The organism is Kribbella sp. VKM Ac-2569, from assembly GCF_004216905.1.
Lineage (GTDB): Bacteria > Actinomycetota > Actinomycetes > Propionibacteriales > Kribbellaceae > Kribbella.
Genome location: NZ_SGXJ01000001.1, coordinates 1,831,703 through 1,847,956, shown reverse-complemented (window position 1 = coordinate 1,847,956; position 16,254 = coordinate 1,831,703). Strand labels below are relative to the sequence as shown.

At 68.2% G+C, this 16,254-nt stretch carries 18 protein-coding genes; 13 read left to right on the top strand and 5 right to left on the bottom strand.

Translation table 11 applies throughout. The annotated features are described in order from the left end of the window. Nucleotides 1-63 precede the first annotated feature (63 nt). The gene (locus EV649_RS08685; protein ID WP_130382222.1) at nt 64-807 is read left to right on the top strand and encodes a hypothetical protein; all 744 of its coding nucleotides are present in this window, start codon (nt 64-66) and stop codon (nt 805-807) included. Here the strand turns inward: EV649_RS08685 and EV649_RS08680 are convergent. Continuing rightward, the gene (locus tag EV649_RS08680) at nt 762-1,763 is read right to left on the bottom strand and encodes a Gfo/Idh/MocA family oxidoreductase (protein WP_130382220.1); all 1,002 of its coding nucleotides are present in this window, start codon (nt 1,761-1,763) and stop codon (nt 762-764) included. The two genes, EV649_RS08685 and EV649_RS08680, sit on opposite strands and share 46 nt — an antisense overlap. A gap of 278 nt (nt 1,764-2,041) precedes the next feature. Between EV649_RS08680 and EV649_RS08675 the strand changes: the two genes are divergently transcribed. The 8 genes from EV649_RS08675 to EV649_RS08640 all read left to right on the top strand — a co-directional run bounded on the left by EV649_RS08675 (nt 2,042) and on the right by EV649_RS08640 (nt 7,525). Next, the gene (locus EV649_RS08675) at nt 2,042-2,785 is read left to right on the top strand and encodes a GntR family transcriptional regulator (protein ID WP_130382218.1); all 744 of its coding nucleotides are present in this window, start codon (nt 2,042-2,044) and stop codon (nt 2,783-2,785) included. A 195-nt stretch (nt 2,786-2,980) separates the two neighbouring features. Beyond that, a complete protein-coding gene (locus EV649_RS08670) occupies nt 2,981-4,261 on the top strand; it encodes an ATPase, T2SS/T4P/T4SS family (RefSeq protein WP_130382216.1) in 1,281 nt (426 codons plus the stop codon). Then, nucleotides 4,261-5,121, top strand: coding sequence for a type II secretion system F family protein (locus EV649_RS08665; protein WP_130382214.1), 861 nt, complete (start codon nt 4,261-4,263; stop codon nt 5,119-5,121). The genes EV649_RS08670 and EV649_RS08665 overlap by 1 nt, the downstream gene beginning before the upstream one ends. Beyond that, a complete protein-coding gene (locus tag EV649_RS08660) occupies nt 5,118-6,056 on the top strand; it encodes a type II secretion system F family protein (protein ID WP_130382212.1) in 939 nt (312 codons plus the stop codon). Before EV649_RS08665 ends, EV649_RS08660 begins: the two co-directional genes overlap by 4 nt. Nucleotides 6,057-6,070: 14 nt before the next feature. Continuing rightward, entirely contained in the window at nt 6,071-6,268 is a 198-nt protein-coding gene (locus EV649_RS08655) for a hypothetical protein (RefSeq protein WP_130382210.1), read from the top strand. After that, a complete protein-coding gene (locus EV649_RS08650) occupies nt 6,268-6,651 on the top strand; it encodes a TadE/TadG family type IV pilus assembly protein (RefSeq protein ID WP_130382208.1) in 384 nt (127 codons plus the stop codon). Before EV649_RS08655 ends, EV649_RS08650 begins: the two co-directional genes overlap by 1 nt. Further along, on the top strand, nt 6,648-7,097 hold the full coding sequence (locus EV649_RS08645) for a hypothetical protein (protein WP_130382206.1): 450 nt from the start codon (nt 6,648-6,650) through the stop codon (nt 7,095-7,097). The genes EV649_RS08650 and EV649_RS08645 overlap by 4 nt, the downstream gene beginning before the upstream one ends. A gap of 29 nt (nt 7,098-7,126) precedes the next feature. Then, nucleotides 7,127-7,525 carry a pilus assembly protein TadG-related protein gene (locus EV649_RS08640; protein ID WP_130382204.1) on the top strand — a complete coding sequence of 133 codons (399 nt, stop codon included), beginning with the start codon at nt 7,127-7,129 and terminating at the stop codon, nt 7,523-7,525. Between the two features lie 3 nt (nt 7,526-7,528). Here the strand turns inward: EV649_RS08640 and EV649_RS08635 are convergent, their stop codons facing one another. Then, nucleotides 7,529-8,329 carry an NAD(P)H-binding protein gene (locus tag EV649_RS08635; protein ID WP_130382202.1) on the bottom strand — a complete coding sequence of 267 codons (801 nt, stop codon included), beginning with the start codon at nt 8,327-8,329 and terminating at the stop codon, nt 7,529-7,531. A gap of 69 nt (nt 8,330-8,398) precedes the next feature. Here EV649_RS08635 and EV649_RS08630 point away from each other — a divergent pair, with 69 nt between their 5' ends. From EV649_RS08630 to EV649_RS08620, 3 genes are read left to right on the top strand one after another with little or no spacing between them, the layout of a single operon-like run. Next, nucleotides 8,399-9,010 (top strand): TetR/AcrR family transcriptional regulator, encoded by a 612-nt coding sequence (locus EV649_RS08630; protein WP_130382200.1) that lies wholly within the window; start codon nt 8,399-8,401, stop codon nt 9,008-9,010. Nucleotides 9,011-9,026: 16 nt separating this feature from the next. Continuing rightward, nucleotides 9,027-10,148 carry a peptide chain release factor 2 gene (gene prfB, locus EV649_RS08625; RefSeq protein WP_130382198.1) on the top strand — a complete coding sequence of 374 codons (1,122 nt, stop codon included), beginning with the start codon at nt 9,027-9,029 and terminating at the stop codon, nt 10,146-10,148. Continuing rightward, on the top strand, nt 10,132-10,896 hold the full coding sequence (locus EV649_RS08620; RefSeq protein WP_130382196.1) for a pentapeptide repeat-containing protein: 765 nt from the start codon (nt 10,132-10,134) through the stop codon (nt 10,894-10,896). The genes prfB and EV649_RS08620 overlap by 17 nt, the downstream gene beginning before the upstream one ends. Here EV649_RS08620 and EV649_RS08615 read toward each other — a convergent pair. Beyond that, a complete protein-coding gene (locus EV649_RS08615) occupies nt 10,859-12,307 on the bottom strand; it encodes an MFS transporter (RefSeq protein WP_130382194.1) in 1,449 nt (482 codons plus the stop codon). The two genes, EV649_RS08620 and EV649_RS08615, sit on opposite strands and share 38 nt — an antisense overlap. Nucleotides 12,308-12,408: 101 nt before the next feature. Between EV649_RS08615 and EV649_RS08610 the strand changes: the two genes are divergently transcribed. After that, complete coding sequence (locus EV649_RS08610) at nt 12,409-13,281, top strand: helix-turn-helix transcriptional regulator (protein ID WP_130382192.1); 873 nt, start codon at nt 12,409-12,411, stop codon at nt 13,279-13,281. Here the strand turns inward: EV649_RS08610 and EV649_RS08605 are convergent. Together EV649_RS08605 and EV649_RS08600 are read right to left on the bottom strand one after the other, a co-directional pair. Then, entirely contained in the window at nt 13,274-15,157 is a 1,884-nt protein-coding gene (locus tag EV649_RS08605) for a cellulase family glycosylhydrolase (protein WP_130382190.1), read from the bottom strand. The genes EV649_RS08610 and EV649_RS08605 overlap by 8 nt on opposite strands. Before the next feature lie 141 nt (nt 15,158-15,298). Continuing rightward, nucleotides 15,299-16,207: a LysR family transcriptional regulator gene (locus tag EV649_RS08600; protein WP_130382188.1), complete on the bottom strand. Its 909-nt coding sequence runs from the start codon at nt 16,205-16,207 to the stop codon at nt 15,299-15,301. Nucleotides 16,208-16,254 lie beyond the last annotated feature (47 nt).

Sequence of the window (16,254 nt, the reverse complement as noted above, 5' to 3'; positions counted from 1 at the left end):
CGCTGATCGACCATGCAGAGATCATCGTTGGCGCTGATGCTCACCGCGACCGAGGATGGACCCATGAACGCCTACTCCGGACGCCTCGCCCTGGTCGGGGACCGCTCACCACACGTCCGTTCGCACGCCCGCATACCCGGTCTGCTCAAGGAACTCGAAGAGCGCGATCACCTGGACCTCGACGTCTACTGGGTCCCGAGCGACGACGTGGACGATGCGCTCGAAGGCTTCGACGGGATCTGGCTGCTGCCGGGCAGTCCTTACCGGAGCGAGGCCGGTGCGGTCACCGCGGTCCGGATCGCCCGCGAGCATGGGATCCCGTTCCTCGGTACGTGTGGCGGGTTCCAGCACGCGATGCTCGAGTTCGCGCGCAACGTCTGCGGCGCAACCGCCGTACAGCATGGTGAGAGCACGCCGGACGCTGACGAGCTCCTGATCGTGCCGTTGCAGTGTTCGCTCGACGGACACGAGGGCGGAGTACAGGTGCGACCAGGAACCCGTGCGGCCGAGTTACTCGGTGTAGAGCGCTCTATGGAGCGGTACCACTGCTCCTACGGTCTGGACAGCAGCAAACTCGACCTACTGCGCGAGCACGGCATGGTCTTCAGCGGGTACGACGACGCAGGTGAACCGCGCATCGCGGAGCTGCCGGGACACCCGTTCTACCTGGCCAGCCTGTTCCAGCCGGAGCTGGCCGGCGACGGCAGACGCCCACACCCGTTCATCCAGGCGTTCGCGCACGCGGTCGCCGGCCGCAGCGATCAGATCGCGGAGACCGGTCGCGGGGCCATACCTGCGGCGACGTAGCAGGCGTCGATGAGCTCCATCGTGGCCAGTGCGTCGTCGGCGTCGGTGAGGAGCGGAGCGCCGTTGCGGATCGCCCCGGCGAACGCCTCCAGCTGGTACGTGTACGACGTCCGCGTGCCGAGGTGCTCGACCCACGTGTCTTCCTTGGTCGTCACGATCACCCGGTCGTCGTTCTGCGGAAGCACGTAGAACGGGGCGAACGCCTCACCACGGCTGCCGACGACCTTGAGACTGAACTCGACGTTCTCGGCCGCCATACTGGTCCGCACCACACCGGTCGCGCCGTTCGGGAACTCCAGGTCCGCGTTCAGCCACTCGTCCACGCCAGGCAGCCGCTTGCGCTCGCCGGCGCGTGCGCTGATCAGCTTCGGCTCACCACCGGCGTACGGCGCGAACATCCGTTGCGCGTGCAGCGCGTAGCAGCCGACGTCCATCACGGCACCGCCGGCGAGAGGCAGCGACCAGCGTGGGTCGTCGTCCGGCGGCGGGGGCATCACCATCGTCGCCTCGACCGTCTGCAGGTCGCCGAGCTCGCCCTTGGAGACCAGCTCCTGCAGCCGACGCATCACCGGGTGGTACGCGTAGTGGAACGCCTCCATGAACACGAGACCGGAGGAATAGACGGCGTCCCGGACCTCGAGAGCCTCGCTGGCGTTGCTGGTCGACGGTTTCTCGGTCAGCACATGCTTGCCTGCGGCAAGGGCCCGCAGGTTCCACGGCCCGTGCAGCCCGTTCGCCAGTGGGTTGTAGATCGCTTCGATCTCGGGATCGTCCAGCAGTTGCTGGTACGACGCATGGACACGCTCGACGCCGTGTTCGGCGGCGAAGGCTTCGGCCCGGCCGGTGTCGCGTGCGGCGACCGCGACCAGCCGCGCGCCGGTCAGCTTGGCCGGCTCGACGATGGCCCGGCCGGCGATCCGAGCGGCACCGAGGATGCCGATGCGAAGCGGTTCCATGCGTTCTCCCTTGCTGACAGCCATCAGGGCGGCGGGGGGCGGGTCCTCGAGAGCGGCGAACCTTGGTTCCTCACGACACGGCTCACCGAGCAGACCAAGCCGTCATCCTGCCCCACCACACCACGGCTCCAAACCCGGTGACCGCGATCCGGACCGTGGGGATCACAAAGTTCACCCGGCGTCGGGCCCGTGTTCAGCGTCCGCCGCTACGGGAGGCGGGTCTGATCAAATTCGGGTGGTGGCTCGACGGATTCCGGTCCAGCCTTCAGGATGAGCCCATGAGTACCGTCCAGGTCCAGGTCGATCGGAACAGCCGTACGCCGTTGCACGTGCAGCTGGCGCAGCAGCTGGAGGCGGCCATCCAGGGCGGTGAACTGCCCGTCGGGTCCCGGCTGAGCAACGAGGTGGACCTGGCCGAGGCCTACGGACTGAGCCGGCCGACCGTCCGCCAGGCGATCGCCCGTCTGGTCGACCAGGGCCTCCTGGTCCGCAAACGCGGTGTCGGCACCCAGGTAGTCGGCAACTCCGGACAGGTACGTCGTTCGCTCGAACTGACCAGCCTGTACGACGACCTCACCTCAGCGCACCGTAAGCCCGAAACGGACGTACTGCGCTTCGGAATCTCACCTGCGACCGCAGAGGTTGCCACTGCACTGCAATGCGAGGTGGGCGACCGTGTACTGCGGCTGGAGCGACTGCGGCGGGCAGACGGCGAACCGCTCGCTCTGATGCGCAACTGGCTGCCGCCGGAGATCCTGGAGACCGACCCGGCCACACTGGCCGAGCGTGGTCTCTACCAGCTGCTGCGCGCTGAGGGGGTCCGGCTGAAGGTGGCGCACCAGACCATCTCCGCCATACCGGCAACACCCGAGCAGGCGAAGCTGCTGTCGGAGGAGCCTGGCTCACCGCTGCTGGCGACCACGCGGATCACGTACGACGATCACGGCCAGCCGGTCGAGTACGGCTCCCACCTGTACCGCGCCAGCCGCTACTCCTTCGAGCACACGCTCGTACACCGCTAACACGCCGGAATTGCAACAAGCTGCAATTTTCTGGACCCGGCCGTGACCTGATCGATACGGTGAGTGAGCCTGCGGCGTGTCACGGTTGTCCACAGGGCAGCAGACGCGGGTGGCGCCGAACGCCCCACGGTTGAAAGGATGGTCCCGCATGGTGACCGAGCGTGGTCGCCAGACGGGACTCACACGGGGAGATCGATGACTGCGGACAGGCTCGACGCGCACCGCTCGAGCTGGAACGGTGCCATCGAGTTGATCGACGCCCAGGTGCGCGACGTGGTGCGCCGCGAAGGCATCGACCCGCTCCGCGACCCGGGCGCGGTGAACTCGATCGTCGCCACCGTCGTCCGGGAGTACGACGAGCGCAGTCTGAGCGGTGTGGTGCCGCCGATCGGCGACCTGGAGGCGGTCAGCCGTGAGGTTCACGACCGGGTCGCGGGCTTCGGGCCGCTGCAGCGCTACCTGGACGACCCGTCCGTCGAGGAGATCTGGATCAACGAGCCCAGCCGGGTCTTCATCGCCCGCGAGGGCCGGCACGAGCTGACCACCACCGTGCTGACCGAGGAAGAGGTCAGCGACCTGGTCGAGCGGATGCTGAAGACCACCGGCCGCCGGATCGACGTCTCGCAGCCGTTCACCGACGCCCGGCTGCCGGACGGAAGCCGCGTCCACATCGTCCTCGGCGGCATCACTCAGCGGTATGCGGCGATCAACATCCGCAAGTTCACCGTCCGCGCGACCCGGCTGACCGACCTGGTCCAGCTCGGTTCGCTGACGCCGCACGCGGCGGCGGTGCTGGAGGCGTCCGTTGCCGTCGGCCTCAATGTGCTGGTCTCCGGCGGTACGCAGGCCGGCAAGACCACGATGCTGAACGCGCTGGCCGGTTCGATCCCCGGCAGCGAGCGGGTGATCAGCTGCGAGGAGGTCTTCGAGATCAAGCTGCCGATCCCCGACTGGGTGTCGATGCAGACCCGGCAGGCGGGTCTCGAAGGCACCGGTGAGGTGCGGCTGCGCGACCTGGTGAAGGAGTCGCTGCGGATGCGGCCGTCCCGGGTGATCGTCGGCGAGGTGCGCGGCGAGGAATGCCTCGATCTGCTGCTCGCGCTGAACAGCGGCCTCCCTGGCATGTGCACGATCCATGCGAACTCGGCGCGTGAGGCGCTGACCAAGATGTGCACGCTGCCGCTGCTGGCCGGCGAGAACATCGGCTCCCGGTTCGTGCTGCCGACGGTGGCCGGCTGCGTCGATATCGTCGTACATCTCGGGATCGCGGCGGACGGGCGCCGGCGGGTGCGCGAGATCGTTGCCGTCACCGGGCGGCTGGAGGAGCAGGCGATCGAGACCGAGACGCTGTTCAGTACCCGCGACGGGTACCTGCGTCGCGCCGAGGGGCAACTGCCGCATCCGGAGCGGTTCCAGCAGGCCGGGTACAACGTGGCCGGGCTGCTCACCGAGTTGCCGCGCGGGCAGGCGAGCTGATGGGGCTCGTGATCGGGCTGTTCTTCGGCGTCGGCCTGCTGCTGATCATCGCGGCGTTCGTGGCGCCGCTCGAGGCCGTGCCCGGTTCGGACGGGCGGTTGCGCGGCAAGAGCCGGGACCTGCTCGCGAGTGCAGGGGTCGAAGGTTTGACGCCGGGTGCGTTCATCGGCGCGTGCGTGATCATGGCCCTGGTCGCGTTCCTGCTGATGTTCGCGGTGTCCAAGACGCTGCCCATTGGTGTGGTGTTCGGGCTGATGGCCGGCTGGCTGCCGATCGCACTGGTGCGGTCGCGGGCGCGGAAGCGGCTGGCCGAGTTCCGCGAACTGTGGCCGGACGTGGTGGACAACATCGCTTCGGCGGTCCGCGCAGGGCTGTCGTTGTCGGAGGCGCTGGCTCAGGTGGGCGAGCGCGGGCCGTTGCAGTTGCGCGAGCCGTTCCGGCGGTTCGGTGCGGACTACGCCTCGACCGGCCGGTTCGCCGAGTCGCTGGACCGCTTGAAGGCGCGGCTGGCCGACCCGGTCGGGGACCGCGTCGTCGAAGCGCTGCGGATCGCGCGCGAGGTCGGTGGTGGCGACCTCGGCCGGTTACTGCGGTCGCTGTCGTCGTTCCTGCGCGACGACGCGCGGACCCGGTCCGAGCTCGAGTCCCGGCAGTCGTGGTCGGTCAACGGCGCACGGGTCGCGGTCGCGGCGCCGTGGCTGGTGCTGCTGTTGCTGTCCTTCCAGGGCGACGTCATCCAGCGGTACAACTCGCCGGTCGGCGCGCTGATCATTGCCGTGGGCGCCGTGATCTGTGTGATCGCGTACCGGGTGATGCTGCGGATCGGCCGGCTGCCCGAGCCTGAGCGGGTGCTGCGATGAGCCCGATGCTGCTCGGCGGTTTCCTCGGCGCGGTGCTCGGCGCCGGGCTGCTCATCGTCGTACTGCGGTTGCCGTTCCTGCGCAAACCCACGGTGGACGAGCGGATCTCGCCGTACCTGCGGGACCTCGGTGCGCCCGACGTCTTCGTCGGCGTGATCGACTCGCGGTCGCCGTTCTACGCGATCCTGCGGTTGTTCGGTCCGTCGCTGCGGTCCGCGGCGCAACGGCTGGAGCGGATCCTCGGTGGCGCGAACACGATCCGCCGGCGCTTGCAGCGGGCCGGGCTGGACCGGACGGTCGAGGAGTTCCGGATCGAGCAGTTGCTCTGGGGAGCGATCGCCTTCGGTGCCGGTCTGGTGATCTCGGTCGTCGCCGCCATGGTCGGCCTCGGGGACCCGGTGGCGCTGCTGGTGTTCTGTCTGGTGCTCGGGATCACCGCGATCCTCGGTCGCGACACGTATCTGACCTCACAGGTACGGCGGCGTGAGCGGCGCCTGCTGGCCGAGTTGCCGACCGTGGCCGAGCTGCTCGCGTTGTCGGTCGCAGCCGGTGAAGGTCCGGCCGCTGCCCTCGACCGCGTCGCGCGGTCGTCCCGGGGTGAGCTGGCCAACGAACTGAAGCGCGTCCTGGCGGAGACCAGGGCGGGAGAGACATTGGTCCGCGCGCTCGACGCGCTCGCGGACCGCACCGGGTTGCTGGCACTCTCGCGCTTCGCGGACGGGCTGGCGGTGGCGCTCGAGCGCGGCACGCCGCTGGCCGACGTACTGCGGGCGCAGGCCGGTGACATCCGGGAAGCCGGACGCCGCGAACTGATCGAGTCCGGCGCCCGGCGCGAGGTCGCGATGATGGTCCCGGTCGTCTTCCTGGTCCTTCCGGTGACCATCGCGTTCGCCTTCTACCCGGGCGCTGTCGGAATCCGGCTGATCGCCGGATGAACTGAGGAGAGGTCATGTCCCTATACCTGACGAGGCTGTTCCTGACGTTGCTGCTGAAGCCACGTCCGGCGCGGACGGAGCGCGGCGACGTACCCGGCTGGGTGCTGATCACCGTGATGACGGCCGGCCTGGTCGTCGCGATCTGGAAACTGGCCGGCAAGCAACTGGCTGACATGCTGCAGAACGCGTTGGACTCCGTTTCCAACAAGTGATGCGTGCGCGCGGTGAGCGGGGGTCGGCGGTCGTCGACTTCGTGCTGGTCTCGACGATCCTGGTGCCGTTGTTCCTCGGCATCCTCCAGGTGGGCCTGTTCCTGTACGTGCGCAACACGGTGACGGCCGCGGCCTCCGAAGGTGCGCACTACGCGGCCGTGCTCAACCGGGCGCCGGCCGACGGTGCGGCACGCACCCGGGAGCTGATCAGCGGCGTGGTGACGGACGGGCTGATCGACTCGGTGTCCGCGGAGGAGACCGACATCAACGGGCAGCCCGGCGTCGAGGTGTCCGTCCACGCGCACATGCCGCCGCTCGGGCTGTGGGGACCGGGGATCTCGTTCACCGTCGAGGGACATGCCGTGAAGGAGACAGGCGAGTGAGGCGCCACCGGGACGAACGCGGGAGCGCCGTCGTGGAGTTCTCCTGGTTGGCGATCCTGCTGATGGTCCCGCTGGTGTACATGATGCTCGGCGTGTTCGACGTACAGCGAGCGTCGTACGGCGCGACCGCGGCGACCCGCGCTGCCGGGCGGGCGTTCGTGATCGTGCCGGACGGGGTGTCCGAGGACGAGGCACGGGCGCGCGCGTTCGACGCCGCGGAGTTGGCGATGAAGGACCAGGGGATGGAGCTCAGCTCGGACGAGCTCACGATCAGTTGCAGTCCGGCCTGTCTGCAGCCGGGCTCGACCGTCACGGTCACCCTGGAGACCAAGGTCCGGTTGCCCCTGATCCCGGATGCGCTCGGCGGTGAGCCGCCGGCGATCCGGATCAGCTCCTCGCACACCGAGGCATTCGGTGACTACCGCCAAGCAAAGGGCACCGGATGACCCGGCGGAGGCGGGGCGAAGAGGGGCAGATGACCGTGCTGATCGTCGGGTTCACCGTGGTGATCCTGCTGATGGTTGTCGTGGTCACCGATATCTCGAAGGCGTTCCTGGTCCGCCGTGACCTCGATGCCACCGCGGACGGCGCTGTCCTCGCGGCCGCGAACGGCCTCGCCGCGGTCTACGCCCAGCCCGGTGCGGGCGGCAACGCCGCGATCGACCCCGATCAGGCGCGCCGGCTGACCGCGGACTACCTCGACGACGTTGCCGCGGGCAACAGGTTCGACAACCTCGACTGGTCCGTGGACGTCGAGGGTACGACGGTGACGGTGCGGCTCACCTCCACCGCCGACCTCCCGTTCCAGCCGCCCGGCTTTCCGGGCACGGCCGACGTCGCGTCCGAGGCCGCCGCCATCGTCCCGATCCGCTGAACGTCAGCCGAAGAGGCCGGGGTTGTCGGTGAGCCAGGTGGTGAAGGTTCGGCCGGTGCGGCCGGTGAGGAGTTCGACGCCGGGCTCGATGGTGGCCGGAGTGCCGACGCGGGACGCCCAGTAGGCCAGCAGAGTCTCGCGCTGGCCTTCGTCGCGCATCCCCATCTCGGCACGAGCCTCGTCAGGGGTGAGGTCGACGGCCTCGATCGGTACGCCGGTGACCTCGGTGACGAGCCCGATCTGGGTCCGGCGCGTCATCGACTCCGGCCCGGTCATCGGGTACCCGCGACCGTCGTGCCCGTTGCCCGGTCCGTCGAGCAGTACGCGCACCGCCGCGTCGGCGATGTCCTGCTCGTGGATCGGCGCTTCCTCGGCCTCCAGGTAGGGCAGCCGGATCTGACCGGTCGCGCGGACCTGGTGCGCCCAGTACTTCGCGTTGCTCATGAACGCGCCGGGCTGCAGCCGGGTGGTCGCGTACGACGCGTTGGCGATCACGTGCTCGGTCTTCGCATGTGGATCCTCGGGACCGCCGAGCGACGACAGGGACGAGAGCAGGACGACCTGCTTCACGCCGGCGGCCTCGGCTGCGGCCACGAAAGCAGGCGCTGTGGAGGGGGAGGAGTACAGGAAGACCTGGCTGATGTCGCGAAGCGCGGGGGACGGGTCGGCCGGGTCGTAGGCGACGGCCGACGGGAGAGCGGAGGGTTCGCGGCTGGCGACGCGGACGTCCTGTCCGGCCGCGATCAGGCCGGCGGTGACGGCGCGGGCGATCGCGCCGCGGCCTCCGGTGACGAGAACAGTCATTGGTTGTGCTCCAAAAATAGAGTGACTACAACAATGGAATCAGTAAAGCAGATCCGCTAGGGTCGTGCAATGGAGCTCGGGCGGCGGGAACGCAAGAAGCAGCAGACGCGGCAGGCCATCTCGGACGTGGCCACCACGCTGTTCCTCGAGCGCGGCTTCGACGCGGTCACCGTCGCCGAGGTGGCGCGGGCCGCGGATGTCGCCGTACAGACGGTGTTCAACCACTTCCCGGCGAAGGAGGATCTGTTCTTCGACGAGCCGGGGTGGTGGACGCGGCCGGCGCGGGCGATCCGCGAGGCGCCGCCGGAAGCGGATCCGGTGGACGTGCTGGAGGCGCAGTACCTGGCGGGCACGCGTGATCGCCTCGAGGTCGGTCATTTGGCCACCTGGAAGCAGTTCGTGCGCACGATCGAGAGCAGCCCTGCACTGCTCGCCCGGCGCCGGCTGGCCGCCGACGAGCTGGAGACGTCGCTCACGCAGGCCCTCGACGAGCGGTCGCCGGACCACCTGCGCAACCGGCTGATCGCGGCCCTGTACGCCGCCGCACAGAAGGTCCTCGAGGAACAGTTGATGCGCACGCTGCCCGACGACGCGTCACCCGAAGAGCTCGACCGGGCACAGACGGCGCTGGAGAACGCGATCGCCCAGATCTTCGCCGTTCTTCGTCGAGGTCTCGCCTGAGCTAAGCTGCATAGTTGTGGCTGGACTGGATTTTGACGCGGAGCTGAAGCAGCTCGACGCGACGATGACCTCGATCGAGAAAGTGCTCGATCTTCCTGCGTTGCGCAAGGAGATCGACGAGCTCGGCGAGCAGGTCGCTGCGCCCGATCTCTGGGACGACCAGGCGAACGCGCAGAAGGTCACGTCGCGGCTGTCCAGCCTGCAGTCCGACGTCGAGCGGGTGACCAACCTGCGCGGCCGGCTCGACGATATCGGCGCGCTGGTCGAGCTGGGCCGCGAGGAAAACGACGCGGACAGCCTGACCGAGGCCGAGAAGGAGCTGGGCTCGGTCGCCAAGGCGATCCAGTCCCTCGAGGTCCGCACGCTGCTGTCCGGTGAGTACGACGAGCGCGAGGCGCTGGTGACGATCCGCTCCGGCGCGGGCGGTGTGGACGCCGCGGACTTCGCCGAGATGCTGCAGCGGATGTACCTGCGGTACGCCGAGCGGCACGGGTACCCGACCGAGGTCTACGACACGTCGTACGCCGAAGAGGCCGGGCTCAAGTCGACCACGTTCGGGGTCAAGGCGCCGTACGCGTACGGCACGCTGAGTGTCGAGACCGGGACGCACCGGCTGGTGCGGATCTCGCCGTTCGACAACCAGGGCCGCCGGCAGACCTCGTTCGCCGCGGTCGAGGTGGTCCCGGTGCTCGAGCAGACCGACGAGATCGACGTACCGGAAGAAGAGCTGCGGATCGACGTGTACCGGTCGTCGGGTCCGGGTGGTCAGAGCGTCAACACCACCGACTCCGCGGTCCGGATCACGCACATCCCGACCGGCACCGTGGTCTCCTGCCAGAACGAGAAGTCGCAGCTGCAGAACAAGGCCAGTGCGATGGTCATCCTGAAGGCCAAGCTGCTCGCGCTGAAGAAGGCCGAGGAGCGGGCCGAGATCGATGCGCTGCGCGGTGACGTGCAGGGCTCGTGGGGCGACCAGATGCGGTCGTACGTCCTGCACCCGTACCAGATGGTGAAGGACCTGCGGACGCAGTACGAGTCCGGCAACACCTCCGGCGTCTTCGACGGCGAGATCGACGACTTCATCGAGGCCGGCATCCGCTGGCGCCGCACCGGCCATACGGTTGCCGAACAAAACTGATCTGCAGGCCGACTGCGGTAGTTGCTTCGGGCTCTGCTGCATCGCGCTGACGTTCAGCAAGTCGGCGGACTTCGCCATCGACAAGTCCGCCGGTGAGGCCTGCCCGAACCTGAGCGACGACTACCGCTGCACGATCCACAGCACCTTGCGGGCCAAGGGTTTCGCGGGCTGCACGGTCTACGACTGCTTCGGCGCCGGCCAGGCGATCTCGCAGCGGATGGGAAAGCCCGGGCCGGAGATGTTCGCCGCGCTCTCCATCCTCCGCCAGCTGCACGAGCTGCTCTGGTATCTGACAGAAGCCCTTGAATACAACAAGAATCTGCAGCCGGCAATCGACCGAGTGGAGGCCGTGAGCCGTACGGCGGACCTCACGGCCGTCGACGTGGCGGCGGAGCGGGCCATCGTCAACGAGGTGTTACTCGAGACCAGCCGGCTCGTCCGCGGCAAGCAGAGCAAGAAGAAGGAACGCCGCGGCGCGGACCTCATCGGGGCCCGCCTCCGCGGCGCCGACCTCGCGAAAGCCAACCTCCGCGGCGCCTACCTGATCGGCGCTGACCTGCGCGCAGCCGACCTGCGCCAAGCGGACCTGATCGGCGCCGACCTCCGTGACGCCGACTTAAGCGGCGCTGACCTGACGGGTGCCCTGTTCCTCACCCAGTCCCAGATCAACGCCGCCCGAGGCGACCACACCACGAGACTTCCGAAGGCGGTTACGCGCCCTTCCCACTGGTCCGCAACTGGTGCGTGACCGGCGTCATCAGCAGCGAGATTGCGGTGATTGCCAGGGCTACTGCGGCTAGTGCGCCGCCCTGGTCCCAGGAGGTGCCGGCTAGGGCTAGGTACGCCGTACCGACCGTGGCGGCTCCCAGTGCCAGGCAGGTCTGCTGGCTGGTGAGCAGGATGCCGCTGCCTAGGCCGGCCTGCGCTGGCGGGACCTGACTGAGGACCACACCCATCAGCGGGACCATGACCAGGCCGGAGCCGAAGCCGGCGATCAGCATGGGTACGGCGAGCTTCAACGGGCTGACGTGCGGCCACAGGGTGAGGGCGACCACCGCGAGTACGGCGTACCCGACGCCCTGGATGATCCAGCCGCGGACGATCAGGCCCGCGCCGTACCTCACCTGTAGTCGCGGGCCGTAGATCGAGGTGATCAGGAAGCCGACAGCCATCGGCAGCAGGCTCAGACCGCCTTCCAGCGGAGACATGTGTGCCTCGCCCTGGGTGGCAAGCGCGAACACGAACATGAAGCCGCCGAACGTGGTGAAGAACGCCACTGCCAGCAGGAGGCCGATCCGCATCGCCTTCAGCCGCAGCACGGTAGGTGGGATCAGTGGAGCCGCACCGGACCGCTCAGACCGATGCTGGTGCACACCGAGGAGCACCACGGCCGGAATCGTTGCTGCGAGGCAGAGCCACGTCCAGAGCGGCCAGCCGAGCGGGCGACCCTCGGTGAGCGGCAGGAGCAGGAGGACCAGAGTCAGCGCGAGCAGCGCGGCCCCTACGAGGTCCACGCGCTGTGCCTTGTCTGCCTTGGTTTCCGGGATCAGCCGGATCGCCGCAGCCACGCCCACGATGCCCACCGGCACGTTGACGAGGAACACCGCCCGCCAGCCCAGGTCGAACACGTTTGCCTCGACGAGAACGCCACCGAGGATCTGACCGAACGCAGCCGCAGCACCGCCTGCCACGCCGTACATGGCCATCGCGCGAGCGCGGTGCTGGCCGGTCAGCAGGCTGGTGATCGTTGCCAGCACCTGTGGGGTGACAGCAGCACCTGCGGCGCCTTGGACGACCCGTGCGACGAGCAGTACGCCGATGCTCGGGGCGATGGCACAGATGAGCGACATGACGGTGAAGCCGATCAGGCCGATCATGAAGAGGCGCTTGCGGCCGAACGTGTCACCGAGGCGACCACCGACCACGAGCAAGGTCGCCACGGCGATCCCGTAGCTGCCGACGACGAGCTGGAGCTCGCCGGAGGTGGCGTGCAGATCGGAGCCGATCGCGGGCAGGGCGACGTTGATGACGAAGAAGGAGAGCATCGGCAGGAAGGCGCCGAAGATGAGTGTCGTGAGCGCCACCGGCTTCAGCGGCACCGCAGCGGCCGGCGGCCGAGCGGGGACCGGAGTGGTGGCAGCCTGGAGCTGGTCTGTCATAGGTCCAGCCTGCGCGCGCTCGGAGCCTGGTGGTGAGAGCCTGCTTATCCTATTACTCGCACCACCTGGCACCAGGTTGCGCCAGTGTCCATGATTGAACCATGACCACTGTCCCAGTAGCCACCGACAGAACCGTCACGGCGCAGCGGCGGGAGCTCGGGGTGTTCCTGCGCAGCCGGCGGGAGCGCATCCGGCCCGACGAGGTCGGGTTCGCCCCGGGCGGCCGCCGCCGTACGCCGGGACTGCGGCGCGAGGAGGTCGCGCTGCTCGCGGGAGTCGGCGTCACCTGGTACACGTGGCTCGAGCAAGGCCGCGACATCAACGTGTCCGCCCAGGTTCTCGACGCGATCGCGACGGCGCTGCGGTTCGACCGGCAGGAGCGCAACCACCTGTACCGGCTGGCCGGGCTCCGGCTCGGCCCGTCGCCGGGCGTGTGTACGGCGCTGCCCTCGTCGGTCCAGAAGACGCTCGACGCGGTCTCGCCGTACCCGGCGCTGGTGCTGAACACGCGGTACGACGTCCTCGCGTTCAACGACGCGTACTGCAAAGTGGTCCTCGACCTCAACGAAGTGCCGGTCGAGGAGCGGAATCTGCTCTGGCTGAATTTCGTCTCCGACGACTGGATGTGCAGCTTCGTCGATGCGGAGATGACCAAGCACCACATGGTCGCGGCGTTCCGCGCAGCGTCCGCGGAGCACGTCGGCGAAGCGCTCTGGCAGGACCTGATCCAAGGCCTGCTCAACAGCTCGCCGTACTTCGCGGAGCTCTGGGAGCGGTACGACGTGGCGGCGCCGAGCACGCGGACGAAGATGCTGGAGATCGACGGGTACGGCATCCTCCGGATCGAGCCGGTCAACCTGTGGCTGTCGCAACTCGGGCCGACCCGGGCGACCGTGTACACCGCGGCCGACGAGGAGACCGAAGGCAAACTCCGGCTCCTCGTCGACGCGCCGGCCGGGGAGCTTGTCAGGTGACCGGGATGCCTGGGTTGGTCAGTGCCTTCCCGCCGGTCATCGTGTTGCTGCGGTCGATGGTGACCTTGCAGCTCGAGGCGTTGTAGTTGGTGATGTTGAACGCGTACCGGCCGCTCCCGGTCGCACCGGTCAGATCGGACTCGTTGCCGCGGAACACCGTCCCGCACCCCCATCCGGACTGCTGGGTGTGCGTCTCGTACCCGTTGTTCGTGGTGTTCTTCCCGGTGTTGTTCTCGATCACGTAGTTGTTGCCCTTGACATCGATCCAGCTGTCGTCGTAGTTCGCGCCCGTCAGACCGCGGCCGTCGAAGCTGTTCCCGGACACGAGCCCGCCGGTCGTCCCTTCCTTGAGGTCGACCGCCTCGCCGCCGACGTCCGGGCCGATCGTGTTGCCGAGGATCTGCACGTGGTCGGACTTGTCCGAGGTTCCGCCCGCACTGCCGACGTACACGCCCTCGCCCATCCCGCGGCCGTCGTTGCCGGTGTCGTAGATGCGCGAGTTCTTGATCACGCCGTACGTCGAGCTGTTGCGGAAGTGCACGCCCTCCATGTCCAGCCCGTGCACGGTCACGCCGTCGATCGTGACGTGCGTGGCGGTGTCGATCATGATGCCCTTCTGGCCGCCGGTCACCGTGATGCCCTTGACGTTCCAGTACGACGCACCGTCGAGATGCAGACCGTAACCGCCGCCGGCCTGCAGTACGGCGTTCGACGAACCGGTCAGCGTGATCGGCGCCGAGGACGTGCCGTCGACTGTGGTCTTGAAGTTGCCCGTGTAGGTGCCGTCGGCAAGCTTGATCGTGTCACCGGGCTTGGCGTCGGTCAGCGCTGCCTTGAGCTCGGCGGCGGTGCTGACGTCGGTGGTGACCGTGGAGGCGGTGCGGTTGCGGATGTGGTCGCGGATCCACACGCCGGCCGGTTTGAGCATCGACGTACCGGTGAAGTCGTCGCCGGCGCAGGTGCCTTCCTTGAAGACCGCGCCGGAGCGGAAGTCGTCGGAGAAGTTCCAGTTCGTCCAGCCGATCTGCTTGCTCTCCAGGAAGTCCAGGTACTTCTGCGACCAGGTGAAGTCGTTGCCGCCGTCACCGGTGTACGTCTGAGTGCCGAACTCCGTGACGAACAAGGGGATCCGGTCCGCGGCGCGTGACAGGGCGTCGAAGTACTCCTGCTTGTGAGACGCGGCGTAGAAGTGGAACGTGTACATCAGGTTCGTCGCGTTCACCGGGTTGTTGATGACGTCGGCCTCGCTGCCGCCGTCGGAGACGCCGAGCGACGCCCAGCCGTGGGTGCCGACGAAGATCACGCCGTCGGGGTCCTTGGCCCGGATCACCGGCACCATCTGCTCGGCGTACGACTTGATGCCGGCCCAGCTGACGCCGTTCGGCTCGTTGGCGATGTCGTAGATGATGTTCTTCTTGTCCTTGTGCCGTTCGGCGATCTCGGTGAAGAACGTTTTCGCCAGGCCGAGGTTCGCGTTCGGGTCGCCCGGGTCGAGCTGGTGCCAGTCGACCAGCGCGTACAGGGCGCGCTTGGTCGCCTCTTCGATGTAGTCGTTCACCAGGTTGGTGAACTTCTCCGGATCGGTCTCGTAACCGTCCTCCTGCACGTACATCGAGATCCGCAGGATGTCGGCTTTCCAGTCGTTCGCCAGGGCGTCCAGCGAGGCGGTCTTGACGCAGTTGGCGTACCACTGCAGGCCGTGCGTGCTCATGCCGCGCAACTGGACGGGCTCGTTGCGCTCGTTGCAGAGCTTGGTGCCGCAGACATGCAACTGGCCGTTGCGGCCGACCGGGGTGTCGTCGGCGGCAGCCTCGGCCGGGGTGGGCAGCAGGGTTGATGCGGCCAGCAGTACGCCGGCCAGGACCGAACGGATCATGAACTTCCTCCGAGGGGGCGTCGGGGAGGATGATTAGGAAGGTTTCCTAACAGTTCAGGTGAACCTAACGGCAGGCGCGGAACGCTGTCAACCAGTCGCGCAAGGTGATCATTTCCGAAGGTGGATAGCGATCACAAGCGATCAAGCCGTGTCTCTGTCCGGCCAGGCTGCTTTGAGGGTCGCGAGCGTGACGCTGATCGCCGGGCGACGCGACGTGGTCGTGCGCCAAACGGCGTACAGGCGGCGACTCGGCGCGGGTTGCAGCGGTACGACGACCACTCCGTCAGGGACCGGGCCGCGGCCGAGCCGGGGGAGCAGGCCGATGCCTAGGCCGCGGGCGAGCATCGCGAGCTGGGTCTGGTACTCCGCGACGGAGTACGCGACCTCCGGCTCGACGCCCGCGCGGCGCATCGTCCGGATCAGCCACTCGTGGCAGATCGACCCGACCGGCTGGCAGATCCACCGCTCGCCGACGAGATCCTCCGCGCGCACGAACTCCTTGCCCGCCAGGCGATGCGTCGCCGGGACCAGTACGTCGGCGGGATCGCTGCCGAGCTTCGCCCGCGACAAGCCCTCGGGTAGACCGAGTGGGGTGTTGTGCCAGTCGTGAACGATCGCGACGTCGATCTCGCCGCGGTTGACGGCGGCCACCGCCTCGAACGGGTCCGTCTCCAGCACCCGGACATCCAGTTGATGGTGATCGTGGACCAGCCGCGCGAGAGCAGGCGGCAACAGCCCGCGCGCCGCGGTCGGGAACGCGGCGATGCTGAGCGTCCCGATCGCCTGACCACGTTGCTCTTCCAGTGTCAGTTCGGCGTCCTCGACCAGCTCGAGAATCCGTGCCGCCGTCGACGCCAACTGCTGGGCCGCGTCGGTCAGCACGACCCCGCGCCCCTGCCGCTCGATCAGCGTCGTCCTGGTCTCCCGCTCCAGCTTCGCCAGCTGCTGCGACACCGCGGACGGCGTGTAGCCGAGCACCTCGGCCGCCCGATTGACCGATCCGTACTGCGCCACCGCGTGCAGTGCCTTGAGCCGTCCGAGATCGATCATGAAGCACTCCTACATCGTTAGCGGTAGCAATCGGTGCTGGTCCTTAA

Excerpts from the sequence above, each read along its gene's own strand:
- EV649_RS08675 (WP_130382218.1), top strand. The coding sequence starts at position 2,042 with ATGAGTACCGTCCAGGTCCAGGTCGATCGGAACAGCCGTACGCCGTTG.
- EV649_RS08610 (WP_130382192.1), top strand. The coding sequence starts at position 12,409 with ATGACCACTGTCCCAGTAGCCACCGACAGAACCGTCACGGCGCAGCGG.
- EV649_RS08655 (WP_130382210.1), top strand. The coding sequence starts at position 6,071 with ATGTCCCTATACCTGACGAGGCTGTTCCTGACGTTGCTGCTGAAGCCA.
- EV649_RS08680 (WP_130382220.1), bottom strand. The coding sequence starts at position 1,763 with ATGGAACCGCTTCGCATCGGCATCCTCGGTGCCGCTCGGATCGCCGGC.
- EV649_RS08615 (WP_130382194.1), bottom strand. The coding sequence starts at position 12,307 with ATGACAGACCAGCTCCAGGCTGCCACCACTCCGGTCCCCGCTCGGCCG.
- EV649_RS08660 (WP_130382212.1), top strand. The coding sequence starts at position 5,118 with ATGAGCCCGATGCTGCTCGGCGGTTTCCTCGGCGCGGTGCTCGGCGCC.
- EV649_RS08600 (WP_130382188.1), bottom strand. The coding sequence starts at position 16,207 with ATGATCGATCTCGGACGGCTCAAGGCACTGCACGCGGTGGCGCAGTAC.
- EV649_RS08630 (WP_130382200.1), top strand. The coding sequence starts at position 8,399 with ATGGAGCTCGGGCGGCGGGAACGCAAGAAGCAGCAGACGCGGCAGGCC.
- EV649_RS08605 (WP_130382190.1), bottom strand. The coding sequence starts at position 15,157 with ATGATCCGTTCGGTCCTGGCCGGCGTACTGCTGGCCGCATCAACCCTG.
- EV649_RS08665 (WP_130382214.1), top strand. The coding sequence starts at position 4,261 with ATGGGGCTCGTGATCGGGCTGTTCTTCGGCGTCGGCCTGCTGCTGATC.
- EV649_RS08670 (WP_130382216.1), top strand. The coding sequence starts at position 2,981 with ATGACTGCGGACAGGCTCGACGCGCACCGCTCGAGCTGGAACGGTGCC.
- EV649_RS08650 (WP_130382208.1), top strand. The coding sequence starts at position 6,268 with ATGCGTGCGCGCGGTGAGCGGGGGTCGGCGGTCGTCGACTTCGTGCTG.
- EV649_RS08685 (WP_130382222.1), top strand. The coding sequence starts at position 64 with ATGAACGCCTACTCCGGACGCCTCGCCCTGGTCGGGGACCGCTCACCA.
- EV649_RS08640 (WP_130382204.1), top strand. The coding sequence starts at position 7,127 with ATGACCGTGCTGATCGTCGGGTTCACCGTGGTGATCCTGCTGATGGTT.
- EV649_RS08635 (WP_130382202.1), bottom strand. The coding sequence starts at position 8,329 with ATGACTGTTCTCGTCACCGGAGGCCGCGGCGCGATCGCCCGCGCCGTC.